Origin of the sequence: Saccharothrix longispora, from assembly GCF_030852425.1 — a bacterium.
Classification (GTDB): domain Bacteria; phylum Actinomycetota; class Actinomycetes; order Mycobacteriales; family Pseudonocardiaceae; genus Actinosynnema; species Actinosynnema longispora.
Window position 1 is genome coordinate 1 of the sequence record NZ_NSDM01000015.1, and the last position, 26,396, is coordinate 26,396.

General features: G+C 74.2%; 24 protein-coding genes. 13 read left to right on the top strand and 11 right to left on the bottom strand.

What is annotated here, in order from left to right; genetic code table 11:
- The 4 genes from CKY47_RS29715 to CKY47_RS29730 all read left to right on the top strand — a co-directional run.
- A partial coding sequence (locus CKY47_RS29715; protein ID WP_472909123.1) for an aminotransferase-like domain-containing protein occupies nt 1-698 on the top strand: 698 nt, incomplete at its 5' end.
- A gap of 158 nt (nt 699-856) precedes the next feature.
- Nucleotides 857-1,828 carry a hypothetical protein gene (locus CKY47_RS29720; RefSeq protein WP_306749629.1) on the top strand — a complete coding sequence of 324 codons (972 nt, stop codon included), beginning with the start codon at nt 857-859 and terminating at the stop codon, nt 1,826-1,828.
- Nucleotides 1,825-2,547, top strand: coding sequence for an MBL fold metallo-hydrolase (locus tag CKY47_RS29725; RefSeq protein WP_306749630.1), 723 nt, complete (start codon nt 1,825-1,827; stop codon nt 2,545-2,547). The genes CKY47_RS29720 and CKY47_RS29725 overlap by 4 nt, the downstream gene beginning before the upstream one ends.
- A gap of 156 nt (nt 2,548-2,703) precedes the next feature.
- Nucleotides 2,704-3,060: a VOC family protein gene (locus CKY47_RS29730; RefSeq protein WP_306749631.1), complete on the top strand. Its 357-nt coding sequence runs from the start codon at nt 2,704-2,706 to the stop codon at nt 3,058-3,060.
- 43 nt (nt 3,061-3,103) lie between these two features.
- On the opposite strand, the gene CKY47_RS29735 is transcribed toward CKY47_RS29730, so the two are convergent.
- On the bottom strand, nt 3,104-3,394 hold the full coding sequence (locus CKY47_RS29735) for an ArsR/SmtB family transcription factor (protein ID WP_306749632.1): 291 nt from the start codon (nt 3,392-3,394) through the stop codon (nt 3,104-3,106).
- 111 nt (nt 3,395-3,505) lie between these two features.
- Here CKY47_RS29735 and CKY47_RS29740 point away from each other — a divergent pair, with 111 nt between their 5' ends.
- Entirely contained in the window at nt 3,506-4,114 is a 609-nt protein-coding gene (locus CKY47_RS29740) for a hypothetical protein (RefSeq protein ID WP_306749633.1), read from the top strand.
- Nucleotides 4,051-4,659, top strand: a complete 609-nt coding sequence (locus CKY47_RS29745) for a site-specific integrase (RefSeq protein WP_306749634.1) — start codon at nt 4,051-4,053, stop codon at nt 4,657-4,659. Before CKY47_RS29740 ends, CKY47_RS29745 begins: the two co-directional genes overlap by 64 nt.
- Nucleotides 4,660-5,003: 344 nt before the next feature.
- On the opposite strand, the gene CKY47_RS29750 is transcribed toward CKY47_RS29745, so the two are convergent.
- From CKY47_RS29750 to CKY47_RS29760, 3 genes are read right to left on the bottom strand one after another with little or no spacing between them, the layout of a single operon-like run.
- Nucleotides 5,004-5,699: a histidine phosphatase family protein gene (locus CKY47_RS29750; RefSeq protein WP_306749635.1), complete on the bottom strand. Its 696-nt coding sequence runs from the start codon at nt 5,697-5,699 to the stop codon at nt 5,004-5,006.
- 24 nt (nt 5,700-5,723) lie between these two features.
- On the bottom strand, nt 5,724-6,548 hold the full coding sequence (locus CKY47_RS29755) for an undecaprenyl-diphosphate phosphatase (protein WP_306749636.1): 825 nt from the start codon (nt 6,546-6,548) through the stop codon (nt 5,724-5,726).
- Nucleotides 6,545-7,594 (bottom strand): LLM class F420-dependent oxidoreductase, encoded by a 1,050-nt coding sequence (locus tag CKY47_RS29760; protein ID WP_306749637.1) that lies wholly within the window; start codon nt 7,592-7,594, stop codon nt 6,545-6,547. The genes CKY47_RS29755 and CKY47_RS29760 overlap by 4 nt, the downstream gene beginning before the upstream one ends.
- Nucleotides 7,595-7,719: 125 nt before the next feature.
- On the opposite strand from CKY47_RS29760, the gene CKY47_RS29765 reads away from it, so the two are divergent.
- A complete protein-coding gene (locus CKY47_RS29765; protein WP_306749638.1) occupies nt 7,720-8,685 on the top strand; it encodes an aldo/keto reductase in 966 nt (321 codons plus the stop codon).
- Nucleotides 8,686-8,724: 39 nt separating this feature from the next.
- Here CKY47_RS29765 and CKY47_RS29770 read toward each other — a convergent pair whose 3' ends face one another.
- Nucleotides 8,725-9,792, bottom strand: a complete 1,068-nt coding sequence (locus CKY47_RS29770; RefSeq protein WP_306749639.1) for a M48 family metalloprotease — start codon at nt 9,790-9,792, stop codon at nt 8,725-8,727.
- 186 nt (nt 9,793-9,978) lie between these two features.
- Here CKY47_RS29770 and CKY47_RS29775 point away from each other — a divergent pair, with 186 nt between their 5' ends.
- Together CKY47_RS29775 and CKY47_RS29780 are read left to right on the top strand one after the other, a co-directional pair.
- Complete coding sequence (locus tag CKY47_RS29775; RefSeq protein ID WP_306749640.1) at nt 9,979-10,947, top strand: YncE family protein; 969 nt, start codon at nt 9,979-9,981, stop codon at nt 10,945-10,947.
- Nucleotides 10,947-11,159 (top strand): DUF5703 family protein, encoded by a 213-nt coding sequence (locus CKY47_RS29780; protein ID WP_306749641.1) that lies wholly within the window; start codon nt 10,947-10,949, stop codon nt 11,157-11,159. Before CKY47_RS29775 ends, CKY47_RS29780 begins: the two co-directional genes overlap by 1 nt.
- Before the next feature lie 29 nt (nt 11,160-11,188).
- On the opposite strand, the gene CKY47_RS29785 is transcribed toward CKY47_RS29780, so the two are convergent.
- From CKY47_RS29785 to CKY47_RS29800, 4 genes are all read right to left on the bottom strand, one after another.
- Complete coding sequence (locus CKY47_RS29785; RefSeq protein WP_306749642.1) at nt 11,189-12,487, bottom strand: TetR/AcrR family transcriptional regulator; 1,299 nt, start codon at nt 12,485-12,487, stop codon at nt 11,189-11,191.
- Nucleotides 12,488-12,993: 506 nt separating this feature from the next.
- Entirely contained in the window at nt 12,994-14,124 is a 1,131-nt protein-coding gene (locus tag CKY47_RS29790) for an SWIM zinc finger family protein (RefSeq protein WP_306749643.1), read from the bottom strand.
- Complete coding sequence (locus CKY47_RS29795) at nt 14,121-16,829, bottom strand: SCO1167/SCO6262 family helicase (protein WP_371320760.1); 2,709 nt, start codon at nt 16,827-16,829, stop codon at nt 14,121-14,123. Before CKY47_RS29795 ends, CKY47_RS29790 begins: the two co-directional genes overlap by 4 nt.
- A 38-nt stretch (nt 16,830-16,867) precedes the next feature.
- Nucleotides 16,868-17,449, bottom strand: a complete 582-nt coding sequence (locus tag CKY47_RS29800) for a PadR family transcriptional regulator (RefSeq protein WP_306749644.1) — start codon at nt 17,447-17,449, stop codon at nt 16,868-16,870.
- A gap of 192 nt (nt 17,450-17,641) precedes the next feature.
- Here CKY47_RS29800 and CKY47_RS29805 point away from each other — a divergent pair, with 192 nt between their 5' ends.
- Complete coding sequence (locus tag CKY47_RS29805; RefSeq protein ID WP_306749645.1) at nt 17,642-18,565, top strand: GNAT family N-acetyltransferase; 924 nt, start codon at nt 17,642-17,644, stop codon at nt 18,563-18,565.
- Between the two features lie 68 nt (nt 18,566-18,633).
- Here CKY47_RS29805 and CKY47_RS29810 read toward each other — a convergent pair whose 3' ends face one another.
- Nucleotides 18,634-19,458, bottom strand: a complete 825-nt coding sequence (locus CKY47_RS29810) for a TetR/AcrR family transcriptional regulator C-terminal domain-containing protein (protein WP_306749646.1) — start codon at nt 19,456-19,458, stop codon at nt 18,634-18,636.
- Between the two features lie 73 nt (nt 19,459-19,531).
- Here CKY47_RS29810 and CKY47_RS29815 point away from each other — a divergent pair, with 73 nt between their 5' ends.
- Entirely contained in the window at nt 19,532-21,793 is a 2,262-nt protein-coding gene (locus CKY47_RS29815; protein ID WP_306749647.1) for an ATP-binding cassette domain-containing protein, read from the top strand.
- Here CKY47_RS29815 and CKY47_RS29820 read toward each other — a convergent pair.
- Complete coding sequence (locus CKY47_RS29820) at nt 21,778-23,289, bottom strand: amidase (protein WP_306749648.1); 1,512 nt, start codon at nt 23,287-23,289, stop codon at nt 21,778-21,780. The genes CKY47_RS29815 and CKY47_RS29820 overlap by 16 nt on opposite strands.
- Before the next feature lie 309 nt (nt 23,290-23,598).
- On the opposite strand from CKY47_RS29820, the gene CKY47_RS29825 reads away from it, so the two are divergent.
- Both CKY47_RS29825 and CKY47_RS29830 read left to right on the top strand, forming a co-directional pair.
- Entirely contained in the window at nt 23,599-25,533 is a 1,935-nt protein-coding gene (locus tag CKY47_RS29825) for a S8 family serine peptidase (protein ID WP_306749649.1), read from the top strand.
- Between the two features lie 81 nt (nt 25,534-25,614).
- Nucleotides 25,615-26,361: an IclR family transcriptional regulator gene (locus tag CKY47_RS29830; RefSeq protein WP_306749650.1), complete on the top strand. Its 747-nt coding sequence runs from the start codon at nt 25,615-25,617 to the stop codon at nt 26,359-26,361.
- The last annotated feature ends 35 nt before the right edge of the window (nt 26,362-26,396 follow it).

A 26,396-nucleotide genomic window follows, 5' to 3' on the forward strand; every position in this document is an offset into this window, starting at 1 on the left:
GCGCCCGCACCCCACCCGACCACGCCGCCGCCGCCGTCATCACCCCCGCCCACCAGTACCCCACCGGCGTCCCCCTCCACCCCACCCGCCGACACGCCCTCACCACCTGGGCCCGCACCACCGGCGGACTCCTCGTCGAAAACGACTACGACGGCGAATTCCGCTACGACCGCCACCCCCTCGGCGCCGTCCAGGGCACCGCACCCCACCACGTCGCCTACGCCGGCAGCGCCTCCACCACCCTCGGCCCCGGCATCCGCCTCGGCTGGCTCGTCCTACCACCCCACTGGATCGACCCCGTCGTCGACGCCAAGCTCCACACCGACCACCACACCGAAACCCTCGCCCAACTCGCCCTCGCCGACCTCATCACCACCCACGCCTACGACCGCCACATCCGCGCCTGCCGCCTGCGCTACCGCCGCCGCCGCCACCTCCTCCTCCAACGCCTCCGCCACCACACCCCCCACGGCGTCCCCGCCGGCCTCCACCTCCTCCTCCACGTCCCCGACGAAGACGCCGTCCTCACCCGCGCCGCCCACCACGGCCTCCGCCTCGGCGCACTGCGCGAACACTGGCACGCACCCGGCCCCACCAGCCGCCAAGGCGTCGTCATCGGCTACGCCACCCCCGCCGAACACACCTACCGCGCCGCCATCGACGCCCTCCACCACGCCCTCGGCGACCCCACCCCCTGACCGGACACCCCACACCGGGCCCTCCCCCCTCCCGGGCGACCCCCGCGACACCGACACCCGCCCCAACCACAACCCGCCGTTCGGCGGCTGGCGCACCGCCCCCACTCCCGATCTGCTGGACCCACGACGAGTCGGGGGACCATCGAGGGGGAGATGGCTTGTTCCGACCCGTGCCGGTGCCCGCCCTGCCACCCAGCACCGCACTGGCCGACCTGGCGACCGCCGGCGACGACCACGCATGGCTCGCCGGCACCACCGGCGTGTTCACCAGCCGCCCCTCGACACCCCTCGTCCTCAGCTGGACCGGCACCACCTGGCAGCACGAACCACTCCCCGAACTCCCCGCCCCCGCCAGCCTCGCCGGCATCGCCGCCACCGCACCCGACGACGTCTGGGCCGTCGGCAACACCGCCGGCCACCCCCTCGTCCTCCACTACGACGGCACCACCTGGCACACCGTCACCACCCCACCCATCACCTGGGCCAAAGCCATCACCGCACACCACCACGACATCCACATCGTCGGCACCGGCCGCGACACCCTCCACTACGACGGCACCACCTGGCACCTCCACCACGCCCTCAACTCCACCCGCGAAAAACTCACCACCCTCACCACCACCGACCCCCACCACACCTGGGCAGGCGGCGGCGGCCTCGCCGGCGCCGGACCCGCCAGCTACGAATACCCCGTCCTCGTCCACTGGGACGGCACCCGCTGGACCGACCACCCCGGCCCACGCCTCGCACGCGGCCACATCGCCCGCCTCGCCGCCACCACACCCGACGACATCTGGCTCGGCCACGTCCGCGACACCGACGGCCTCCACCTCCACCACTGGAACGGCACCCGCTGGACCGCCGTACCCCCACCCGACACCCCCGGAAGGCTCAGCCTCCACGGCATCGCCGCCGGCTGGACCTGGGGCGTCCACGCCACCCACAACACCTTCGAAACCCACCCCACCTTCCACCGCCGCACCGGCGACACCTGGACCCCCGTCGCCCTCCCCCACGACCTCGACCGCACCTCCGCCTCCCACGTCGGCCTCACCACCACCGGCACCACCACCTGGGCCTACCTCAAAACCGCGGCGGGCGTCCACGTCCTGCGCCACACTGCCGCGTGACCACCACCCTCACCGTCCTCGGCACCGCCACCCCCTACCCCCGCCCCCACAACCCCTGCTCCGGCCACCTCCTGCGCACCGACCACACCACCCTCTGGATCGACGCCGGACCCGGCACCCTCGCCGCCCTCCAGACCACCTGCCGCCCCGACCACGTCGACGCCGTCTGGATCTCCCACACCCACGCCGACCACACCGCCGACCTGCTCCCCTACTACTACGCACTCCTCTTCGCCGACCTCCCCCCGCGCACCCCCGTGCCCCTCTACGGCCCACCCGGCCTCGCCGCCCGCCTGGAGACCTACCTGCACGGCGCCGCACCCAACCCCGCGGGCACCGCCTTCGAGGTCCACGAACTCCACGACGGCCACCGCGCCGACGTCGGCGACCTCACCCTCACCAGCCACGCCGTCGAGCACGGCCTGCCCGCCTTCGGCCTGCGCGCCACCCACCGCGACACCGGCACCGTCTTCGCCTACTCCGGCGACACCGGCCCCTGCCCGGCCCTGGACGCCCTCGCCGACGACGCCGACCTGTTCCTGTGCGAGGCCGACAGCACCGGCCCGCACCACTGCGCCCCCGAGGACGCCGCCCGCGCCGGGAGGTCCGCCGACCGGCTCCTGCTCACCCACGTCGGCCACACCCTCACCGAGACCGAGGCCGCCGAACGCGCCGGCGCCCCGGTCGCCCGGCCCGGGGACGTGGTCGTCGTCGGCTGATGCCCTCGTCCGTGCGTTTTGTCCTGGACTGGTCGTCTCCCTTTTCACCGGTCTTCGGTTTGTTCACTCTTTTGGTTGACACTGAAGTTATCGAGACCATTGGTACCTGAGGTGACAGCGGATGCGGAGATCACCCGGAGAGGTGAAACTGGGCCGATGAAGTTGGCCGCGACCGTCCTCGACGCACCCGATCCCCAGGCCCTCGCCCGCTTCTACCGGGACCTGCTCGGCTGGCAGGTGGCCCACGACGAGCCCGACTGGGTCACCCTGCGCCCCGCCGACGGCGGGACGGGGCTGTCCTTCCAGACCGAGCGCCGGTACCGGCGCCCCACCTGGCCGGCTGGGGAGGGCGACCAGCAGATGATGGTCCACCTCGACATCGAGGTGGAGGACCTGGTCGCCGCCTGCGCGCGGGCCGAGGAGCTGGGCGCCACGGTGGCCGGGTTCCAGCCGCAGGACGACGTGCGCGTCCTGCTGGACCCCGCCGGGCACCCGTTCTGCCTGTTCACCTGAACCTGACCGACCCGGTGCCGCCGCGGACCGCGACGGCACCGGGTCAGGCGGCCGGCGGCACGATCGCCCGCGTGATGGACTCCAGCACGCCCGGGAACCGGGTCTCCATCTCCTCGCGCCGCAGCTCGTGCGTGCGGTAGCTGCCCTGCGGCGTCACCCGCAGCACGCCCGCCTCGCGCAACACCTTCAGGTGGTGGGACAGCGTCGACATGCTCACCGGCACGTCGAACTGCCCGCACACGATGCCGCCTGAGCGGGCCAACTCCGCCACGATCCGCAACCGGACCGGATCGGCCAGCGCCGTCAGAACCGCGGCCAGCTCAAGGTCTTCCACGTCCGGGTGTTGTAGGGCGCGCACGGTCTCGCATAGTAGCGACCGCCGCAAGGCGGTTTCTCATGTCTCGCTGAAGGCATCGAAGCGATCAAGGAGTGCCAGGGTCGCCGGGTGAGCCTGCCCGAACCGGTGCGCGCCGAGCTGGACCGCGTCACCCACGCGGTCCTGGTGGACTTCGCCGCCCTGGAGCAGGTCAGGCGGCGCGTCGACGACGAGCAGGCCACCGCGCTGGCCGGGTACCTGCACGCCGCCCAGTCCCCCAACACGCTGCGCGCCTACCGCTCCGACTGGGTGGCGTGGGCCGCGTGGTGCCAGGCGGAGGGCCGTCAGGCGCTGCCCGGGGACCCCGGGGACGTCGCGGTGTACCTGGCGGTCGCGGCGGACACGACGAAGGACGACGGCTCCCCCGCGTTCCGGCCCTCCACGCTGGAGCGCAAGGCCGCCGCCATCGCCGCCGTGCACGCCGCGGGCGGCCTCCCCTCCCCCACCAGGTCGGACGTGGTGCGGCTGACGCTGCGCGGCATCCGCCGCACCCGGCAGGCGCAGCCCCGCCGCAAGCGGCCCGTGCTGCTGGGCACGCTGGAGGCCCTGCTCGCCGAACGCCCGCCGCCCGGCTGGCCCACCGGGGTGCACGCCGCCGTGACGCGCTGCTGCTGGTGGTGGGCTTCGCCGGCGCGCTGCGCCGCAGCGAGCCGGCCGGGCTGCGGCTCGAGGACGTGACCGTCGACGTGGACCCGCGCACCCAGGAACCGCTGCTGCTGGTCGACCTGGGCGTGACCAAGACCGACCAGACCGGCGCGCACCGGCAGCGGGTCGTGCTGCCCCGGGGCGCGCGGCGGCCGACGTGCCCGGTGTGCGCGTTCGCCGACTGGGCCGACGTGCTCGCCGCCGCCGACCCGCGGTCCCTGCTCCAGGACGGGGGCGACGCGCCGCCGACGCACCGCTGCCACAGCTACCGGCCGGGCCCCTTGAGCGGGCCGCTGTTCCCCTCGGTGAGCCGGTACGGCCGGCTCGGCACCCGTCCCGTGTCGGACCGGGCCGTGTCGGACCTGGTGAAGCGCTACGCGCTCAAGGCGGGCTTGGACCCGGCGCTGTTCGGCGGGCACTCGCTGCGCGCCGGGTTCGCCACGCAAGCCGCGCTGGGCGGCGCGAGCGACCGGGAGATCGTGCGACAGGGCCGCTGGACCAACCCGCGGACCGTGCACCGCCACATCCGGACGGCGAACCCGCTGGGGGACAACGCCGTCACCCGCCTCGGACTGTGACCGAAAGCCCACGGGGCGTCGTTAACTGTAAACACCGCCACGACCATCGGCGCGGACCGAACGGATCAGCGCACTACGGCGTGCGCGGGCTTGCCACCCCGTGTTTCCGACGTGTTTCCACATAGTTTGAGCTGCGGTTTTAGCACGTTTCAGGGGTCCGGGCGGCATTCCGGGCGCCCCGACGCCGCCGAGGCCGGCCGCGTCCCGTCCACCAAGAGGGCATTTACCTGCGCATTAACACCAATACGATCGTCATCACGAGGCCGCCCGCCCCGGCCGACACACCGTGGCCCCCGGACTACCCTGCACTGTCCGGGGGCCACGCGCTGCTCGCGGGGACGCCGTCACGGGCCGGTCGTGCCGCCCACGACGGCGTCGGAGGAGGGTGCCCGCTCCTCCTGCTCCGGCGGCGGCACCACGCCGGAGAGGTCGCCGCCGTTGTCGTTGACCCGCAGCACGAACGGCCGCGTCTCGGTGTACTGCACGACCGACAGCGACGCCGGGTCCACGACGATGCGCTGGAACCCGTCCAGGTGCACGCCCAGCGCGTCGGCGAGCACGGCCTTGACGACGTCGCCGTGGCTGCACGCGACCCACACCGCGCCCGGCCCGTGCTCGGCGGTGACGCGGGCGTCGTGCGCCCGGATCGCGGCCACCGCGCGCGCCTGCACGGTCGCCAGCCCCTCGCCGCCCGGGAACACGGCCGCGGACGGGTGCTGCTGCACGACCTTCCACAGCGGCTCGGCGAGCAGGTCCTTGATCTCGCGGCCGGTCCACTCGCCGTACTCGACCTCGGCCAGCCCGGGCTCGACGACGGGCTCCAGGCCGCGCTCGGCGAGCAGCGGCGCCAGCGTCTGCCGGCAGCGCTCCAGCGGGGAGGTCACGACCGCCCGCACCGGCACGCCGGCGAGCCGGTCGACGAGCGCGCGCGCCTGCTCCTCGCCCTTGTCGGACAGCCGCACGCCGGGCTGTCGGCCGGCGAGCACGCCCGCCCCGTTCGCGGTGGATCGGGCGTGTCGCAGCAGGATCACGGTGGCCACGGGACCAACCCTATGCGGCGTTCCCTACGTGGCGTTGATGAGGCCCATCGACAGCAGCCCCATCAGGACCATGCCCAGCAGCAGCCGGTACCACACGAACACCGAGTAGCTGTGCTTGGAGACGTAGCGCAGCAGCCACGCGATCGTGGCGTAGCCGACCGCGAACGACACGATCGTGGCCACGACCATCTGCGGCACGGAGGCGGCGTTGGGCTCGGCGCGGTCGAGCACGTCCGGGATGCTGAAGATGCCCGCGCCGAACACCGCGGGCAGCGCCAGCAGGAACGAGTAGCGGGCGGCCGAGGCGCGGTCCAGGCCGAGGAACAGGCCGGCGGTGAGCGTCCCGCCGGAGCGGGACACGCCGGGGATCAGCGCCATGGCCTGGGCCAGGCCCATGCCGACCGCGTCCTTGAGCTGGAGCTTGTTGCGGATGTGCGAGGCGAAGTGGTCGGCGAGGCCGAGCAGCAGGCCGAACACGATCAGCGTCGTCGCGGTGATCCACAGGTTCCGCAGCGACGAGCGGATCTCGTCCTTGAACAGGTAGCCCAACACGCTGATCGGGATCGACCCGATGATCACGTACCAGGCCATCCGGTAGTCCTCGGAGGCGCGGGCGGCCTTGCTGAACAGGCCCTTGAACCACGCCGCGATGAAGTTGCCGATGTCCTTGGCGAAGTAGATCAGCACCGCGACCTCGGTGCCCAGCTGGATGACCGCGGTGAACGACGCACCGGCGTCGTTGCCGAAGAACAGCGTGGAGACGATCCTGATGTGGCCGGACGAGGAAATGGGCAGGAATTCCGTGAGTCCCTGGACGAGTCCGAGGACAATGGCCTGCAACCAGCTCAACTACCCACTCCTGCCAGATCCAGAGCTTCGGTCGCCGTGCGCAGCGCGGCGACCCCCTGCTCCAGATCTTGCAGCATGGGTGAAATGGTGAGGGTGGTGACCCCCGCCTCGGCGTAGGCCCTCATGCGGTCTGCTATGCGCTCCTTCGGCCCCAGCAGCGAGGTGGAGTCGAGGAACTCGACGGGCAGCGCGGCCTGGGCGCCGGCGTAGTCGCGGGACAGGTACTTGTCCTGCACCTCGGCGGCCTCGGCGGCGAAGCCCATGCGCACGGCGAGGTCGTTGTAGAAGTTCTTCTGCCTGCTGCCCATGCCGCCGACGTAGAGCGCGGCGTAGGGGCGGACGTGGTCGGCGCACGCGCGCCAGTCCTCGCCGACGTGCATCGGCACGGTGGGCACGACGTCGAACCCGTCGAGGGTCTTGCCCGCCTTCTCCCGGCCGGCCCTGAGCGCGGCCATCGACCCGGCGGAGTGCTCCGGGGAGAAGAAGATCGCCAGCCACCCGTCGGCGATCCCGCCGGCCAGCTCGACGTTCTTCGGACCGACGGCGGCCAGGTAGACGGGGATGTGCTCGCGCACCGGGTGCACGGTGAGGGTGAGGGCCTTGCCGGGGCCGTCTGGCAGCGGCAGCGTGTAGTGCTCGCCGTCGTAGCGCAGCCGCTCGCGGCGCAGGGCGGAGCGGACGATGTCGACGTACTCGCGGGTGCGGGCCAGCGGCTTGTCGAACCGCACGCCGTGCCAGCCCTCGGACACCTGGGGTCCGGAGACGCCCAGGCCCATCCGGAACCGGCCGCCGGAGAGGGTGTCCAGGGTGGCGGCGGTCATCGCGGCCATCGCGGGCGTGCGGGCGGGGATCTGGAGGATCGCGCTGCCCACGTCCACCCGCTCGGTCTGGGCCGCGACCCAGGCCAGCACGGTCGGCGCGTCGGAGCCGTACGCCTCCGCGGCCCACACCACCGAGAAGCCGAGGCGGTCGGCTTCCTTGGCAAGTTCGAGGTTCGCGGCGTCGTTGCCCGCGCCCCAGTACCCGAGGTTCAGTCCCAGTCGCACACGCGGACCGTACCGGTCGGTAACCCCCTCCGCCAGGCCGGGTGGGCGGGTGTCCCCGGGATTCGCCCTTGACAAGCGCGCGCCACATCCCGCCGGAATGTCGATCACCCCTTAGGCTGCGCCGCGTGGAACAGCGATACCTGGGGCGCAGCGGCTTGCGGGTCTCCCGGATGGCCCTGGGCACGATGACCTGGGGGCGGGACACCGACGCCGACGAGGCGGCCACCCAGCTGATGGCCTTCACCGAGGCGGGCGGCACGCTCGTGGACACCGCCGACGTGTACGTCGAGGGCGAGAGCGAGCGCATCCTGGGCGGCCTGATCGGCGAGGTCGTGCCGCGCGAGGAGCTCGTCGTGGCGACGAAGGCGGTGGCCCGGCGCAACGACGGCCCGTTCGGCGGCGGCGCGTCGCGGGGTGCGCTGCTGCACGCGCTGGACGGCTCGCTGCGGCGGCTGCGGGTGGAGCACGTCGACCTGTGGCAGCTGCACGCGTGGGACGCCGGCGTGCCGCTGGAGGAGACGCTGTCGGCGCTGGACACCGCGGTGTCCTCGGGCAGGGTGCGCTACGCGGGCGTGTCGAACTACTCGGGCTGGCAGCTGGGCACCGCGGCGGCGCTGCCCGGGCACACCCCGCTGGTGTCCACGCAGGTGGAGTACTCGCTGCTGGAGCGGGGCGTGGAGCGGGAGGTCGTGCCCGCCGCGCAGCACCACGGCATCGGGCTGCTGCCGTGGGCGCCGCTCGGGCGGGGCGTGCTGACGGGCAAGTACCGCAACGGCACGCCCTCGGACTCGCGCGGCGCGTCGGCGCACTTCGCCGGGTACGTGGAGCAGCACCGCACGGAGCGGGCGGCGCGGATCACGCAGGCGGTGGCGACCGCGGCGGACGGGCTGGGCACCAACGCGCTGTGCGTGGCACTGGCCTGGGTCCGCGACCGGCCGGGCGTGGTGGCCCCGGTGGTGGGCGCGCGCGACACGTCCCAGCTGCTGGGGTCGCTGGCGGCGGAGGACCTGGAGCTGCCGCCGGCGATCCGCTCGGCGCTGGACGACGTGAGCGCGGTGGAGTTCGGCTACCCGGAGCGACCGCTGGTCTGACACCGCAGAGGTGGTCCCGCAGAGGTGGTGCCGCCGCGGTTAGGCCATCGCCTCGTCGACGCGGCGGAACCAGTCGCGCACGCCCCCGAGCTGCTCCTCCAGCCAGGTGGCGACGTCGGCGGCCAGGTCGAGGGCGCGCGGCGATCGCACGTGGGCGGCGACGTGCCCCACGAGGGACCGGACGCGCCGCACCGGCGGCGGGTGGGTGCCCGCGAACGGGACGGCCAGCCCCAGTTCGCCCGCCAGCCGGTCGGTGACCTCGTGCAGGAACAGCACCAGCAGCACGGCGGCGACCAGGCACGGCTCGTGCACGTCCAGCTCGCGCGGGGCGAGGTCGTCGAGGGTGTGCAGCAGCATCGTGGCGGCCAGCCGGTCCGCCTCGTGCTCGCGGGACCACCCCACCTCCTGGGCGTCGAGGGCGCCCACGGGCGTGTCCGGGTCGGTGCGGCGGCGCGCGTGCACCAGGTGGCCGGCCAGGACGTGCGCCACCTCGTGTGCCAGCAGGAACTGGGTGGCGCGGCGCGACATCAGCCCGACCAGCGCCAGGCGTTGGCCGGACAGGCCGGGCAGCCGGCGCGCCTCGACCGCGCCGTTGCCGTACAGGTAGGCGTTGACGGCCTCGGCGAGGGCGTAGGAGGTCTGGGAGGCGGTCAGCAGCGGCGGGGTGCCGTAGTGCGGCAGCGCCCCCGTCATGATCTTGAGCACACCGCCCAGGAGGTCCAGGGCGGCGGTGTCGACCAGCACGAGGACGCCCCGACCCGGCACGGGAACGCTCAGCCCGTCCAGCGTGCCGGTGGGGAACACCCCGGCCAGCACCGGCGTGGTGGGCCGCAGGCCGGCGGCGCGGGCGAGGTGCAGCACCTCGGGTTGCAGGGCGTCGAGGGTGCGCTGCTGGTCGCGCAGGTGCGCGGGCCGGTAGGCGGCGGGGCGCACGCGGACGTCGACGAGCCGCGCCAGGCGGCGGGTCAGCGGGTCGGAGGCCACCTGGGTCCAGGTGCGGTAGCCCTCGGTGTGCTCGTCCGCCGCGCCCGGTGCGTCGAGGTGGTCCACCACGCGCCGGGCGCGCAGCAGTGCGACGTGCCGGGCGCGCAACTCCTCGACGGTCATCCGACTCCTCCCGTGTCACCGGGGATGATCGTCGCGGTGCCCCCGCGGGTACGGGCGGGGGCCGACTATCACCTTCGCGGACCAACGACAACACCCGCCCCCTGCGTGACGATGGCTGTTCGGTGATGGATGCTGGGAGGGCAGTGAGCGAACGGGTTACGCGTAGGAGGTCCGACGTTGCGCCGATTGGCCGCGGCAGTGCTCACCGGAGCCCTGGTGGTGTCCGGTTGTGCGACCGAGGAGAACCCGGCCGATCCGTTGCAGGTGGCCGCGACGCTGGAACCCGCCCGTCCCGCCGTCTCCCCCGCCCAGTCCGCGACCCCCGAGGGCGTCGTGCTGCCGGCGGGGCCCGCGACGTCGGTGGCGGTGGCCGGCGGGCGGGTCGCGGTCGCGGTGGCCGAGCCGCCGTCGGTGCTGCTCTTCCCGTCGTCCCTGGCCGGACCGGTGACCGCGGCGCTGCCCGGGCCGGCGGAGCGACTGGTGGCGGTGGGCGACGCGGTCGAGGCGACCGTCCCGTCGGCGGGGGTCGTGGTGACCGTGGCCCCGGACGGGACGTCGTCGTCGCGGTCGGTGTCGGGCGGGCCGGTGGACGTGGCGCGGCTGGGCGACCTGGTGCTGGTGGCCCAGCGCGACGCCAGGCAGGTGTCGGTGCTGGGCGGGTCGGGCGGCGAGCACGTGGTGCGCGGCATCTCCAGCCCGGACCGGCTGGTGGTGGCGGGTGACGCGGCCGTGGTGCTGGACCGGCCGCGCAGCGCGGTGTTCGACCTCGACACGACCTCGGAGACCCCCGGCGCGGGGCTGCGGGCGGGCGACGGCGCGACGAACGCGGTGGCCGACCGGTTCGGCCGGGTGTTCGTGGTGGACACGCGGGGCGGCGAGCTGATGTCGTTCTCCACCTCGCCGTTGATCATGCGGTTGCGCTACCCCCTGCCGGGCGCGCCGTACGGGATGGCCTACGACGCCGATCGGGACCTGCTGTGGGTGACGCTCACCGAGCGCAACGAGGTCGTGGCCTTCGACGTCTCGGGGGCCGATCCGGTGGAGCGCCACCGGTACGCCGCGGTCCGGCAGCCGGACTCGGTGGCGGTTGATCCAGGCAGCGGGCGCGTGTTCGTCGCGTCCGGGGACGGCCAAGGGATGCAGGTGATCGGGTGATGGACGAAGCGGTGGTCGACGGGGACTGGGAGTACCGGCCGCTGCGGCTGCCGGCCGGGGTCTCGCGTCGCACGGCGACGACGCAGCTGACGATCCACGCGGAGTTCGCGGGCTGGGAGCTGTCGCGGACCCTGCTGTTCGGCGACGGTTCCCGCAAGGTCTGGCTGCGGCGCAGGCGGACCGCCGCGGTGGTGCCCGGGTTGATCACCTAGGGCCCCGGTCGTCCGGGCGCCGGGCCCGGTCACCGGCCCGGTGGCGCGTCCGGCGCGGCGCGGGCGAGCAGGCCGTGCAGGGCGAGGGCCTCGACGGCGTCGACGTGCTCGGCGGCGGTGCCGTCGCGGTGGGTCAGGCAGTGCAGCAGGGTGCTGTGGGTGAGCGTCCGGGCCAGGGTCGCGGGGTCGTGGTCGGCGCCGAAGTCGCCGCGGGCGCGGCCCGCCTCGATGACGGGGACGAGCATGCCCGCCAGGTCGATCTCGCGGCTGATCCCGTCGGTGGTGTCGTCGGTGGCGGTGTCGTGGACGACGGCCATCACCAGGGCCTCGGCGAACTCGCGGTTGCCCAGGGTGAAGGCGGCGAGGCGTTCGAGGTGGCGGCGCAGCAGGTGGCGCGGCGCGACGCCCAGGGCCAGGTCGTCGTCGAGCAGCGAGCGCAGCTCTCCGCAGCCGGGGCGCAGGGCGCCCACGACGATGGACGCCTTCACCGGGAACAGCTGCCTCAGCACGGTGAGCGGGACGCCCGCGCGGGCGGCGATGTGGTCGGGCGTGGTGGCGTAGTAGCCGCGGGCCGCGAACTCGTGGCGGGCGGCGGCGATGACGGCGTTGCGGGGGTTGTCGGGCAGGCCGTCGAGGCGGTCGACGCGGTAGGCGCGCACGACCTCGTCCGCCAGGGGCGCGATGGCGTCGTCCACGTGGCCATGGCCCTGTTCGGGGTCGAGCAGGGCGCCGACGAGGGCGACGACGGTGTCGCCGAGCAGGGTGTCGGGCACGGCGTCGGGATCGGCGAGGTGGCGCAGGAACAGCCCTTCGACGAGGGCGGTGAGCACGACGGCGAGCTGTTCGGGGGTGAACGGGGCGCGCAGCGACGCGCTCCAGCGGGCGAGCATGGACCGGTAGACCCGCACGCCGGCCTGGTCGTAGGCGGCGTAGGTCTGGCGCAGCCGCCGCAGGGCGCCCTGGTGGCCGCGGCCCAGGACGACGGTGGCCAGCTGCATGAGGGTGGCGGGGTCGGCGCGCAGCAGCTCGTAGTTCCACGTGGACACCGTGCGCAGCAGGCGCCTCGGGTCGCCCTTGGTCTCGGCGAGGGCCTGCTCGACGACGTCGACCACCGTCCCCGCCCGGGGTGCGGGTGGGCGGTTGAACCGCACCAGCAGCTCCTCGACGTAGCGGCCCTTGTCGCCGAAGGTCGCGAAGAACGTCTTCTCGCTGACCTCGGCGCGGGCGGCGATCTCGGCGACGTTGAGGCCCCGGTTGAGGACCTTGAAACCGTCCTCGAACAGCAGTGCCTGCCCCGCGTCGAGCAGCCGTTCGCGTACCGGAACCACGTGGGTACTCCCCCTTCGGCACGTCCCCCGGCGCGGCGCATACCCGCCGTGGGCGATCACGGTATTGCACACTCACCCGTGGGGGGAGTGTTCGCTCACCTCGGTGAGCCGTGTCGCCCCGGGGTCTCCGTTGACCCCTCACCGGTGCGGGGGCAAGACTCCCGGCATCGCGTGGTGCGGGGTCGCCGGGGAGGGCCGAACGCACCGCGGCGCGCGGGGGAGGCGCGTTCCCCCGCACCGGGTGAGCGCTCCACCCCGTGCGGTCACGGGGTGCGCGACGGGGCGGCCGTCGGCTCGGAACCTCGGCCGGTCCCCGCACCCCGCCCGCCCGCACGGCGACCGCGGCAACCCCCAGTGCCGCCGGAGCCGCGCGGGCGGGCTCCCGCCGCAGGTCGACGCCACCACAGATGTGGTACCACAGGTGTGGTGGCGTCGACGCGGCGTCGTCGCACTCCCGGCCGGGCGGACGGGCACGGCGCCCCGGTCCGGTTCTCCGGCGTCGGGGATCAGTCGGGATCGGTGAACGCGGTGGCCGGGTCGCGGGTCGGGGCACCGGTGGGCCACCAGCGCCCGGCGCGGGCGCGGTACGGGTACCAGAGGCCGTCGCGGCCGTAGCGCAGCTGCCGGTCGCCGTCGGGTCCGGGCACCGTCCACCGGTTCGCGCGGACGGTGGGCGCGGGCAGCTCGGCGCGGTCCCAGGCGGTGCGGGCGCGGTTGGTCTCGGCCCGGTCGGGGGTCCAGGGGTGTTCCAGGACGTCGAGGGCGGCCGGGCCGCCCTGCTGCCAGGCGCGGACGGCGCGCGGGTCGGCGGCGAGCCGGTCGAGCACCTCGGGCAGGTCGCGCAGCGCGGGGTGGGTGGCGGCCATGCGGATGCGGTCGCGGCGTTCGTCGGCGGCCGGCGGGCGGCCGGTGGCCAGCAGGTCGCGCGCCTTGGCGGCGGCGTCGGCGACGAGCAGGCGCAGCACGGCGGGGTCGAGGCCCGGCGCGGGGTCGAACTCCGGCAGCGGGTCCGGCCCGGCGGGTGGCGGGTCGTCGGGCAGGGTGACGGGCGGCGCGGCGTAGGCGGTCGTGGCCAGGGTGCCGGTGGTGGTGGGGCGGGCTCCGGCGACGACCTCGTCGCGGTCGCGCCCGCGCAGCAGGAGCAGCACCCACGGGTCGGCGTCGAGCAGCCAGGACGCCTGGTGGCACAGGGCGGCGGCGTGGCGGCAGGGCAGTTCCCAGCCGGGACAGGTGCACTCGGGGTCGAGGTCGCCGATGCCGGGCAGCAGCGGCACGCCCGCGTCGGCGGCGGCGTCGACGAGGTCGCGCGGCACCTCGTGGTCGAGCAGCGCGGCCAGGTGCCCGGCCTTGCCGGCGACGCGGTCGAAGAAGCGCCGCCACTCGGCGTCGGTGAGCGGGGTGAGGCGCACGGTGGTGCGGTAGGTGTCGTCGGGGTCGTGCACGACCGCGTCGAGCCGGCCGGGGCTGACGGTGATCGTGCCGACGAGCCCGGCGTGGGCGTACTTGCGGCCCTGCCGCAGCGGCGCCTGGTCCAGGGAGGTGTCCTCCAGCGCCTTGAGCCAGGCCCGACCCCACCAGCTGCGGGCGTGGCGCACGCCCTTGCCGAAGGCGGGGAAGCCCCTCACGCGCCCGCTCACCGGCCGCCCCCGTGGTCGGTCGCGCGCAGCTCGACGAGGTCGGCCAGCTCGGCGTCGGTGAGTTCGGTCAGCGCGGCCTCGCCGCGGGTGAGCACGGAGTCGGCGAGGTCGCGCTTGGCGCGCAGCATGGCGGCGATCCGGTCTTCGACGGTGCCCTCGGCGACGAGGCGGTGCACCTGCACGGGCCGGGTCTGGCCGATGCGGTGGGCGCGGTCGGTGGCCTGGTCCTCCACGGCGGGGTTCCACCACCGGTCGTAGTGCACGACGTGGTCGGCGCGGGTGAGGTTGAGGCCGGTGCCGGCGGCTTTGAGGGAGAGCAGGAACACGGGCACCCCGCCGTCCTGGAAGCGGCGGACCACGTCCTCGCGGGCGGCGACGGGCGTGCCGCCGTGCAGCAGGGCGGTGGTGGTGCCGCGGGCGGCGAGGTGGCGTTCGAGCAGCCGCGCCATGGCGACGTACTGGGTGAACACGAGCACGGAGCCGCCCTCGGCGAGGATGGTGTCGAGCAGCTCGTCGAGCAGTTCCAGCTTGCCGGAGCGCCCGGCGAGCACCGGCGAGCCCTCCTTGAGGTACTGGGCGGGGTGGTTGCACACCTGCTTGAGGGCGGTGAGCAGGCGCACGACCCTGCCCCGGCGGGCGATGCCGGAGGAGTCGGCGATCTCCGCCATCAGCTCGCGCACGACGGCCTCGTAGAGGGCGGCCTGCTCGCGGGTGAGCGCCACGGGGTGGTCGGTCTCGGTCTTGGCGGGCAGCTCGGGCGCGATGCCGGGGTCGGTCTTGCGGCGGCGCAGCAGGAACGGCGCGACGAGGCGGCCCAGCCGGGCGGCGGTGTCGGCGTCGCGGTCGACCTCGACGGGCTTGGCCCAGCGCGCCCTGAACCGGGGCAGGGTGCCGAGCAGGCCGGGTGTGGTCCAGTCGAGCACGGCCCACAGCTCGGAGAGGGAGTTCTCCACGGGGGTGCCGGTGAGGGCGACGCGGGCGCGGGCGGGGATGCGGCGCAGGGCCTTGGCGGTGTCGGAGGCGGGGTTCTTGACGTGCTGGGCCTCGTCGGCGACGACCAGGTCCCACTCGTGCCCGGCGAGCGCGTCGGCGTCGAGCCGCATGGTGGTGTAGGTGGTCAGGACGAACCCGGTGTGGTCGGCATCGCGGACCAGGTCGCGGCCGGGGCCGTGGTAGCGGCGCACGGGCACGCCGGGCGCGAACCTCTCGACCTCGCGCTGCCAGTTGCCCAGCAGCGACGTCGGACAGACCACGAGGGTGGGGCCGCCGCCCCCGGGCCGGCCGGCGCGGTGCAGGTGCAGGGCGATGAGGGTGACGGTCTTGCCCAGGCCCATGTCGTCGGCCAGGCAACCGCCCAGGCCCAGCGACGTCATCCGGTGCAGCCAGGCCAGGCCGCGCAACTGGTAGTCGCGCAGGGTGGCGCGCAGCGCCGCGGGTTGGTCGACCCGCTCCTCGCGGGCCAGTTCGGCCTTGAGCTCGTCGAGCCGGCCGGTGGTGGCGACGGGTACCTCGACGCCGTCGACCTCGACGGTGCCGGTGAGGGCGGCGCCGAGCGCGGCGACGGCGGTGACGGGGGCGAGAACGCGTTCGCGGGCGCGGCGGGCCAGTTCGGGGTCCACCAGGGTCCAGCGGTCGCGCAGCCGCACGACGGGCCGGTGCGCCTCGGCGAGGCGGTCCAGCTCCTCGGGGGTGAGGGGGTCGTCGCCCAGGGCGAGCTGCCAGTTCACCGCGGTGAGCTGGTCGGGGCCGAAGAACCCGGGCCGGTCGCCGCGGTCGCCGCCGAGCACGACCCTGGCGGTGAGGTCGCGCACGAGGTCCTTGGGCCAGTGCACGTCGACGCCCGCGCCGGCCAGCCGCACGGCGCCGGTGGTGAGCAGCAGCTCGACGTCGCCGTCGGTGAGGTCGGTCGCGTCGGGCACGGGCCGGTCGAGCAGCGGTTCCAGGGGCGGGTAGGCGCGGGCGGCGCGGCGCAGGGCCACCGTGGCGTCGGCGCGCAGCCGCTGGTTGGCGCCCGCCCACAGCTCGGCGGCGTCCACGACGAGGGTGGGGTCGGCGAGGTTGTGGACCTGCACGACGACGCGGAACCGCTCGTCGCCCTCGACCCGCAGGGAGAGGCGCACGCCCTGGTCGGCCCAGCCGCGCAGGTGCGGCACCCGCTGGGGTTCGGGCGAGGCGAACGCGGGCGCCCCGGCGGCGTGCACGGCCGCCGCGCCGCGCGGCATGGTGTCGGCGACGGCGTCGAGGAAGGCCCGCAGGAGGGGCTCGGCGTCGGGCAGCTCGGCGGGGTCGCGGCCCGCCAGCGGGACGGCGCGGGCGTGCGGCGGCATGGCGTGGGCCAGGTCGCGCACGCGGGCGTGGTCTGCGGCGTCGAGCGGGGCGAGCAGCCAGGCGTCGAAGTCGCCGTCGGTGACGGCGGGCCGCACCCGGCCGCGGGCGACCAGGCCCAGGGCGAGCACGACGGCGGCGCCCCAGAACGCGGCGGCGGGGTGCGCGCGGCCGGTGCGGCGGGCCCGGCTCAGCAGTGGGATGGCCTCGGTCAGCGGTACGCGCACGGCGGGCGCGGACCGCCGCGCGCCGTCCGGGCCCGCCACGACGACCTCGGTGTCCGCCGGGAGGCCCGGCTCGCCGTCGGGGTGCGCGTAGAAGGCGATCGTGGACGTCCGCGGCGGGTCGGCGGCCTCGAAGACGGCCGCGTACCGCTCCAACCCGGTGTTCAGGGCTCCCCCCGGCTGTTCACGCCCGGCTATTCAAGTTTGAGCCTACCCCAGCTGCCGGGGTCACCGGGCGAGCCCGGCTCGCCCGCCATGGCGTACGCGCCGCCGCGCAGCCGGTCGAGCAGCCCCCTGGTCCAGTCCGCGCCGCCCGCCGCCGCGTGCTCCCACAGCCCGTGCAGCTCGGCGACGTGCGCCGGGCCGCGCCACCCCTCGGCCTGCGCGCGGGCGGCGGCGCGACGGGTCTCCAGCGCGGCCAGGCGCTGTTCGAGCAGCCCGACCGCGTCCGCGCGGGTCAGCGACGGCAGCAGCGCCAACCCGGCGGCCAGCAGGTCGGGACGCGTCTCGGGGCGGCGCAGCGCGTCGCGCAGCAGCCGCCCGTGCTCGGCGTCGCCCCGCGGCGTGATCTCGTAGTCGGTGCGGCCCGGCGGCACGGCGCGGTCGAGCAGGTGCCCGTCCTTCGTGAGCTGCTTGAGCGCGTGGTAGATCGAACCCCACTTGACGTTGGCCCACTCCCCCGCGCCCCACGACATCAGGTCGTTGCCGATCAGGTAGCCGTGGGCGCGCCCGTAGCCGCGCACCACGCCGAGCACCAGCAACCGTGTAGCCGACATCGCGTCCTCGTCCAGCGGTACCCGGGCCCAGCGGCGCCCAGGGTGTTCCGGCGATCCGTTCCGGGGCACAGGGTAGATCGCGCAGGATGGGCGGATGACCCCCGCCGGGATCGACGGACGACGCCGCGCCCGGCTCGGCGGCACGCGCGTCGTGCCGCGCTTCCGCACACCCCCGGAGAAGGAGTCGACGGCGTGATCAGGTTGCGGCAGGTGGACGACGAGGGCGTGGAGCGGCTCCTCGCCCTGGCGGTCGAGGACGCCGACCCGGCCGACGTGATGCCGCCCGGCTGGACACCGGACCGGGCCGACGAGTTCCGCGAGTTCTACCGGGGCTTCCGGGACGACGCCTACGAGATCGTCGACGACGACCGCACGGTGGGCATGATCCGGCTCACCGACGCGGGCGAGACCGGCATCTGGGTGGCGCGGCGCGCACGGGGCGCCGGCGTGGGCCTCGCCGCCCTGCACCGCCTCCTGGAGCTGGCGCCGAGACGGGGTGTGCGCACCCTCGTCGCCGAGACCACCGCCGACAACGCCGCGGCGCTGGCCCTGTTGACCAAGGCGGGCGCGGTGGCGGAGACGACCGGCGACCGGGTCGCGGCGCGGCTGCCGGTGCCCGCCGAACCCTCGCCCGAGCTGGCCGACCCCGCCGAGCTGCTCCACGCCTACCTGGACTTCTACCGCGAGGCGGTGCTGCGCAAGCTGCGCGGCCTGTCCGAGGAGGAGCTGCGCACCAGCCGCCTGCCCTCGGGCTGGACGCCGCTGGGGATGCTCAAGCACCTCGCCCACGTCGAGCTGCGGTGGCTGCGCCACTGCTTCCGCGGCGAGGACGTCGACCGCCCGTACGGCGACCCCGACGTGCCGCGCGCCGAGTGGGCGGTCGGGGAGGGCGACACCACCGAGGGCATCCGCGCCTTCTACCTGGAGCAGTGCGCCCGCTCCCGCGAGATCGCCGCCGGGGCCGCGCTGACCGACCGCGTGGCCCGCTGGACCGCGACCGACGCGCCGCGGCCCACCCTCGCCTGGGTGCTGTTCCACCTGCTCCAGGAGTACGCGCGCCACACCGGGCACCTCGACGTGGCGCGCGAGCTCGGCGACGGCGTGCTCGGGACCTGACCGGCCGACCACGACGGTCGCGAACGGGTCGACGTCCACGACGCCGGCCCGTCCCCGGCGTGCGCCGCCTACGAGGGCGGCCCGTCCCCGAGGCGGGCCACCGCGACCTCGATGCCGTCCAGCAGCACCGCCAACCCCGTCGTGAAGCTCTCCACCGCCCCGCGCTCCAGGTAGGACGCGCACGGGTCGCCCGGCACCGGCGGCGGCTCCTCCACGCCGATCCACGCCGCCAGCGGGAACCGCTCGCCGAAGTCCGGCGCCACCTCGTCGAGCACCGGCGACCGGGCGAACCACCACTCCTCGTCCGACACCCCCGTGTCCGCCGCCGCCCGCCGCGCGTCCGACACCACCGCCGCCGCACCCCGCACGAACTGCGTCAACGCCCCCACCACACCCCGCAGCACCCCCACCGGCAGCCCCGTCCCCCGCAGCACCCGCAGCAGCGCCTCCAGCGCCGCGAACTCACCCGGCCCCAGCACCGGCCGCGCCTGCGACACCTGCAACACCCACGGGTGGCGCAGGTAGAACGCCCGGGTGTCCGCCGCCCACGCCTCCAGCGCCGGCCGCCACCCACCACCCAGCGGGTAGTCCACGGGTAGCTCGCGCTGCACCCGGTCGCACATCAGGTCGATCAGCTCGGCCTTGTTCGGCACGTAGGTGTAGAGCGCCATCGCCGTGCGCCCCAGCCGCTCCCCCACCGCGCGCATCGACAACGCCGCCATCCCGTCCCGGTCGGCGATCGCGATCGCGGCGCCCACCACCGCCTCCACGCTCAACCCCGGCCTCGGCCCCGGCCGCGCGACGCCCGCGCCCCCCTCGCCCGCGTCCTCGGCGGCACGCCACAGCAGCCGCATCGACCGACGCGGGTCCCCCTGCCCGGCGTACACCACCACTTGTCACTCCTTACGCCGTAAAGTACTGTTCCCGCGATCACTTTACGTCATAAAAAAACCAGGGGGAAGAAGCATGGGCACGCCTGCCGACAGCCACGACGTCATCGAAGTGCGCGGCGCACGCGAGAACAACCTCGCCGACATCTCCGTCGACATCCCCAAACGGCGGCTCACCGTCTTCACCGGCGTCTCCGGCTCCGGCAAGTCCAGCCTCGTCTTCGGCACCATCGCCGCCGAATCACAACGGCTCATCAACGAGACCTACACCGCGTTCGTCCAGTCCTTCATGCCCAACCTCGGCCGCCCCGACGTCGACGCCCTGCGCAACCTCAGCGCCGCCATCATCGTCGACCAGGAACGCATGGGCGCCAACTCCCGCTCCACCGTCGGCACCGCCACCGACGCCCACACCATGCTCCGCATCCTCTTCAGCCGCCTCGGCACACCCCGCATCGGCACCAGCGGCGCCTTCAGCTTCAACCTCCCCGAAGGCATGTGCCCCCGCTGCGAAGGCCTCGGCCGCACCTCCACCATCGACGTCGACCAACTCGTCGACCGCACCAAGTCCCTCACCGAAGGAGCCATCACCGTCCCCGGCTTCAGCACCGACGCCTGGTACGTCCAGACCTACGTCCACTCGGGCTTCTACGACCCCGACAAGAAACTCGCCGACTTCACCCCCGCCGAGTGGGACGCCCTCCTCCACCGCGACGCCACCAAGGTCAAGATCGGCAAGACCAACGTCAGCTACGAAGGACTCGTCGTCAAGGTCCAACGCCTCTTCCTGGCCAAGGACCGCGAATCCATGCAACCCCACGTCCGCGCCTTCGTCGACCGCGCCGTCACCTTCACCGAGTGCCCCGACTGCCACGGCGCCCGCCTCAACGCCGCCGCCCTCTCCAGCACCATCGACGGCACCAACATCGCCGACTGCTCCGCCATGCAGATCAGCGACCTCGCCGACTGGGTCGCCAAGATCCAGGACGACTCCGTCGGCCCCATGCTCACCACCCTGCGCGAACTCCTCGACTCCCTCGTCGGCATCGGCCTCGGCTACCTCAGCCTCGACCGCCCCTCCGCCACCCTCTCCGGCGGCGAGGCCCAACGCGTCAAGATGGTCCGCCACCTCGGCAGCGCCCTGACCGACGTCACCTACGTCTTCGACGAACCCACCACCGGCCTGCACCCCCACGACATCCAGCGCATGAACGACCTGCTGCTCCTCCTGCGCGACAAGGGCAACACCGTCCTCGTCGTCGAGCACAAACCCGAAACCATCTCCATCGCCGACCACGTCGTCGACCTCGGCCCCGGAGCCGGAGCCAACGGCGGCCACATCACCTTCACCGGCACCGTCGCCGAACTCCGCGCCTCCGACACCCTCACCGGACGCCACCTCGACCACCGCGCCCGACTCCGCGACCACGTCCGCACCCCCACCGGCCACCTCCCCGTCACCGGCGCCGACCTCCACAACCTCAAGAACGTCTCCGTCGACATCCCCCTCGGCGTCCTCACCGTCGTCACCGGCGTCGCCGGCTCCGGCAAGTCCAGCCTCGTCCACGGCTCACTCGCCGGCCGCCCCGGCGTCGTCACCGTCGACCAATCCCCCATCCGCGGCTCCCGCCGCTCCAACCCCGCCACCTACACCGGACTCCTCGACCCCATCCGCACCGCCTTCGCCAAGGCCAACGGCGTCAAACCCGCCCTCTTCAGCGCCAACAGCGACGGCGCCTGCCCCAAGTGCAAGGGCATCGGCCTCGTCTACACCGACCTCGCCATGATGGCCGGCGTCGCCACCACCTGCGAGGAGTGCGACGGCAAGCGGTTCACCCCCGAAGTCCTCACCTACACCCTCCGCGACCACGACATCAGCGACGTCCTCGCCATGTCCGTCACCGAAGCCCGCGCCTTCTTCACCGAGAAGCAGGTCCAGGCCGTCCTCGCCCGACTCGTCGACGTCGGCCTCGGCTACCTCTCCCTCGGCCAACCCCTCACCACCCTCTCCGGCGGCGAGCGCCAACGCCTCAAACTCGCCATCCACATGGCCGAGAAGGCCTCCACCTACATCCTCGACGAACCCACCACCGGCCTGCACCTCGCCGACGTCGACCAACTCCTCGCCCTGCTCGACCGCCTCGTCGACGACGGCAACACCGTCATCGTCATCGAGCACCACCAAGCCGTCATGGCCCACGCCGACTGGATCATCGACCTCGGCCCCGGCGCGGGCCACGACGGCGGCCGCATCGTCTTCGAAGGCACCCCCACCCACCTCGTCGACACCGCCGACACCCTCACCGCCCGACACCTCAGGACCTACGTCGGCCGCTGACCCACCACCGCGCCGTGGGAGCCGGCCACCACCGGCAGCTCCCACGGCGCCGCCTCCTCCAACTGCCGCGCCAACCGCAACAACACCCCCTCCGCCGACAACCGACCCACGAACTGCACCCCCATCGGCAACCCCTCCGCCGTCCGGTGCAGCGGCAGGCTGATCGCCGGACGCCCCGTCACGTTCGCCAACTGCGTGTACGGCACCCACGCCAGGTTCCGCTCCACCACCTGGTCCACCGCGCCGCCCAACCGCAACAACCGCGACCCGCCCACCCGCACCAGCCCACCCGCCACCGCCCGCAACACCGCCGGCGTGTCCAACGCCCCCACCCGCACCGGAGGCTCCCCCAACGTCGGCGTCATCAACAGGTCGAACCGCTCGTGGAACCCCGCCAACGCCGCGATGTGCTCACGCCGCCGCTCCTGCGCCGCCTCCAGCTCCACCGCCCCGAACGACCGCCCCAACGCCGCCATCAACACCGTGTCCGGCTCGAACGCCCCGTCACCCACCCCGTACGCCCGCTTGATCCGCGCCACCTCCACCGCCTGGTGCACGAACCAGATCGTCAGGAAGTCCCGCCCCAACCGCCGGTCGTCGTGCGGCGGCGCCACCTCCTCCACCTCGTGCCCCAACCCCACCAGCAGCTCCGCCGCCCGCTCCACCGCCCGCACCGCCTCCGGGTGCGGAGTCCCCCGCAACGCGCACCGCGTCGTGAACCCCACCCGCAACCGCCCCGGCCCCTCCCCCAACCCGGCCAGCAGCGATCCCGCCGGCACCCCCGGCGCGAACGGGCTCATCGCGTCCGCCCCCACCAGCACGTCCAGCATCGCCGCCGTGTCCCGCACCGTCCGCGACACCACCCCGTGCGTCGCCAACCCGCTCAACGGCTCGCTCTCGTCCGGCCCGAACGGCACCAACCCCCGCCCCGGCTTCAACCCCACCAACCCCGTGCACGCCGCCGGGATGCGGATCGACCCGCCACCGTCACTGGCCCCGGCCACCGGCACCACCCCCGCCGCCACCGCCGCCGCGGACCCGCCCGACGACCCACCCGGCGTGCGGCTCGGGTCCCACGGGTTGCGCGCCGGCCCGAACAGCACCGGCTCGGTGACCCCCTTCGACCCGAACTCCGGCGTGCTGGTCTTGCCGAACACCACCACCCCCGCGTCCAGCCACCGCCGCACCACCGTGCTGGTGCTCGTCGCCACCACGCCCGCCAACGCGCGCGAGCCGTTGGACGTCGGCGTGCCCGCCAGGTCCTGGTGCAGGTCCTTGAGCAGGAACGGCACCCCCGCGAACGGACCGGACAGCTCTTCCCCGACCCGCCGGTCGGCGTGGTCGTCCACCCACGCGCAGATGGCGTTCACGGTCGGGTTCACCGCCCTCGCGCGGGCCCTCGCGAGGGCGAGCAGCTCCGCCGGCGTCACCTCGCCCGCCGCCACCAGCGCGCCCAGCGCCAGCCCGTCGTGCCGCAGGTAGTCGTGCTCGTCCACCCGGTTCCTCCCGCGTCTTCGGCGTCGTGTGCTCGTGATCGTCGCCCAACCCGGTGAAGTCGCCACCTGTTGGTGTTTTCTTTATCCACACTGAAGTAATAGGGACCACTGGTACCGAGCAGGCCCGTGTTCACCCGTACGGGGTTCGGTACCCCGTACGGCACGTACACGTGCGGCCGATTGTCCAGGTAGGAGGGCTGCTCTAACGTTCCCGACCACGTCCGCGCGTACGTGACCGGGAATCACCCGATCCGACGACCCCGAGCCGCATCGGGTCGCCGGAACCCCTGCACGAGGGAGAACCCTGCGATGGGAGACGTTCGCGCACCCAGACGCGCCCTGGTCGCCTTAGGCACAGCCGCCCTCACGGCGCTGGCCCTGACCACGAGCGCCACGACCGCCGCCGCCGAGGGAGAGATCCTCGGCGCGAACAACCCGACCGCGATCGCGGACAGCTACATCGTCGTCTACGACCAGCTGTCCACCCAGAGCGTCGACGCGCTCACCGCCGACCTGAGCGCCAAGTACGACGCCCGGGTCGACTTCACCTACCGCCACGCGCTCAAGGGCTTCGCGGGCACGCTGTCCGAGAAGGCGGCGCGCAAGCTCGCCGCCGAACCCGGCGTCGCCTACGTCCAGCAGAACGGCGAGATCCGGGCGACCGACACCCAACCCAACCCGCCGTCGTGGGGCCTGGACCGCATCGACCAGCGCGACCTGCCGCTGGACTCGTCCTACACCCACCCGAACAACGGCTCCGGCGTCACCGCGTACATCATCGACACCGGCATCCGCACCACGCACTCCGACTTCGGCGGCCGCGCCACCTGGGGCACCAACACCGTCGACACCAACAACACCGACTGCAACGGCCACGGCACGCACGTCGCCGGCACGGTCGGCGGCGCGGCGCACGGCGTGGCCAAGGGCGTCACGCTGGTCGCGGTCAAGGTGCTCAACTGCGCCGGTTCCGGCTCGTTCGCCGGTGTCGCCGCGGGCATCGACTGGGTCACCGGCCACCACACCTCCGGCCCTGCCGTGGCGAACATGAGCCTCGGGGGCCAGGGCAGCGACGTGACCGGCGAGAACGCGGTCCGCAACTCGATCGCCGACGGCGTCACCTACGCCATCGCCTCGGGCAACTCCAACGCCGACGCGTGCAACTTCACCCCGGCGCGCGTCGCCGAGGCGATCACGGTCAACGCCTCGACGAACGGCGACGCGCGGGCCTCGTTCTCCAACTACGGCACGTGCAGCGACATCTTCGCCCCGGGCCAGAACATCACCTCCACCTGGAACACCAACGACACCGCGACCAACACCATCAGCGGCACGTCGATGGCCGCGCCGCACGTCGCGGGCGGCGCGGCGCTGCTGCTGGGCGCCACCCCGTCGCTGACGCCCGCGCAGGTCGCGAGCGCCATGGTGGCGAACTCCACGCCGAACAAGATCACCTCGCCGGGCGCGGGCTCCCCGAACCGGCTGCTGTTCACCAACACCGGCGGCGGCCCCGGCCCGGGCAACCCGTCCGTCACCCCGCCCGGCAACCAGACCGGCGTCGTCGGCACCGCCACGAGCCTCCAGCTCAAGGCCACCGGCGGCACCCCGCCGTACACCTGGTCGGCCACCGGCCTGCCGCCCGGCCTGTCGATCGACGCCTCGACCGGCCTGATCTCCGGCACGCCCACCACCGCGGGCGCCTACCCGGTGACCGCGACGACCACCGACGCGGCGGGCCGCACCGGCTCGACGTCGTTCACCTGGACGATCACCCCGCCCGGCGGCTCCTGCTCCGCGCCCGGCGAGAAGCTCGCGAACGGCGGCTTCGAGAGCGGCACCACCGGCTGGTCCAACGCCACCTGGACGATCGGCCCGTGGACCGGCGCCGGCGCGCCGCGCACCGGCTCGCGGTCGTCCTGGATCAGCGGCTACGGCTACACCTACACCGAGACGCTGAGCCAGACCGTCACCGTCCCGGCGGGCTGCACCGGCACCACGCTGTCGTTCTGGCTGAAGGTCAGCACGGCGGAGTACGAGCCGGCGGTGTTCGACACCTTCACCGTCAAGGCCGGGGCGACCACCCTGGCGACCTACACCAACCTGACCCCGTCGGGCTACGCGCTGCGCTCCCTCGACCTGGGCGCCTTCGCGGGCCAGACCGTGGCGCTGAGCTTCACCGGCGCCGAGGACTGGTCGTACCAGACCTCGTTCGTGCTGGACGACGTCTCGGTCACCGCGGCGTGATCCGGTAGTCGCGGGGGTCGGCGGGCGCCCGCCGACCCCCGCGGCGTTGACGTGCGCCCGAACGCCTCCTACGTTCAGCCGGTGGCGGGCGGGTCCTCGGGCAGGAGCGTGGTGGCCCGCGCGCTCGACGTGCTCACCGCCCTCGACGGGCACCCGGACGGGCTGCCGCTGGCCGAGCTGGCCCGGCGCAGCGGCCTGCCGCTGTCCACCGCGCACCGGCTGGCCGGCGACCTGGTCGCGCACCAGGTGCTGGAACGCCTCCCGGACCGCCGGTACGTGGTCGGCAGGCGGCTGTGGCGGCTCGGGCTGCTGGCCCGCGTGCAGGTGGAGCTGCGCGAGGCGGCGCTGCCGTTCATGCAGGACCTGTACGAGGCGACGCGGGAGAACGTGCACCTCGCCGTGCGCGACGACACCACCGCGCTCTACCTGGAGCGCATCCACGGCCACGGCTCGGTCCCGGTGGTGAGCCGGGCGGGCGGCCGGTTGCCGCTGCACGCCACCGGCGTCGGCAAGGTGCTGCTGGCGCACGCGCCGCGGGACGTCGTCGCCCGCGTCGTGGCCGCCCTGGAGCGGTGCACCCCGTACACGATCACCGAGCCGGGCCGGTTGCTGCGCGAGTTGGCCGGGGTGCGCCGCCGGGGGCACGCCCGCACCGCGCAGGAGATGACGCTGGGCTCGTGCTCCGCGGCGGTGCCGGTGCGCGCCGCGGACGGCGCGGTGGTGGCGGCCCTCGGCCTGGTCGTGGCGACCCACCGCGACCCCGAACGGCACGTCACCGCGCTGCGCGTCGCCGCGGGCGGCATCTCACGCGTGCTCGCCCGCCCGTGACGGACCTCCGCGGAGGCTCCACCCGGCCGACTGCC

Bases quoted from the DNA above. Each gene is read 5' to 3' on its own strand.
- CKY47_RS29730 (WP_306749631.1), top strand. From the start codon at position 2,704: ATGAAGTTGGCCGCGACCGTCCTCGACGCACCCGATCCCCAGGCCCTC.
- CKY47_RS29770 (WP_306749639.1), bottom strand. From the start codon at position 9,792: ATGACCGTCGAGGAGTTGCGCGCCCGGCACGTCGCACTGCTGCGCGCC.
- CKY47_RS29780 (WP_306749641.1), top strand. From the start codon at position 10,947: ATGGACGAAGCGGTGGTCGACGGGGACTGGGAGTACCGGCCGCTGCGG.
- CKY47_RS29800 (WP_306749644.1), bottom strand. From the start codon at position 17,449: ATGTCGGCTACACGGTTGCTGGTGCTCGGCGTGGTGCGCGGCTACGGG.
- CKY47_RS29815 (WP_306749647.1), top strand. From the start codon at position 19,532: ATGGGCACGCCTGCCGACAGCCACGACGTCATCGAAGTGCGCGGCGCA.
- CKY47_RS29825 (WP_306749649.1), top strand. From the start codon at position 23,599: ATGGGAGACGTTCGCGCACCCAGACGCGCCCTGGTCGCCTTAGGCACA.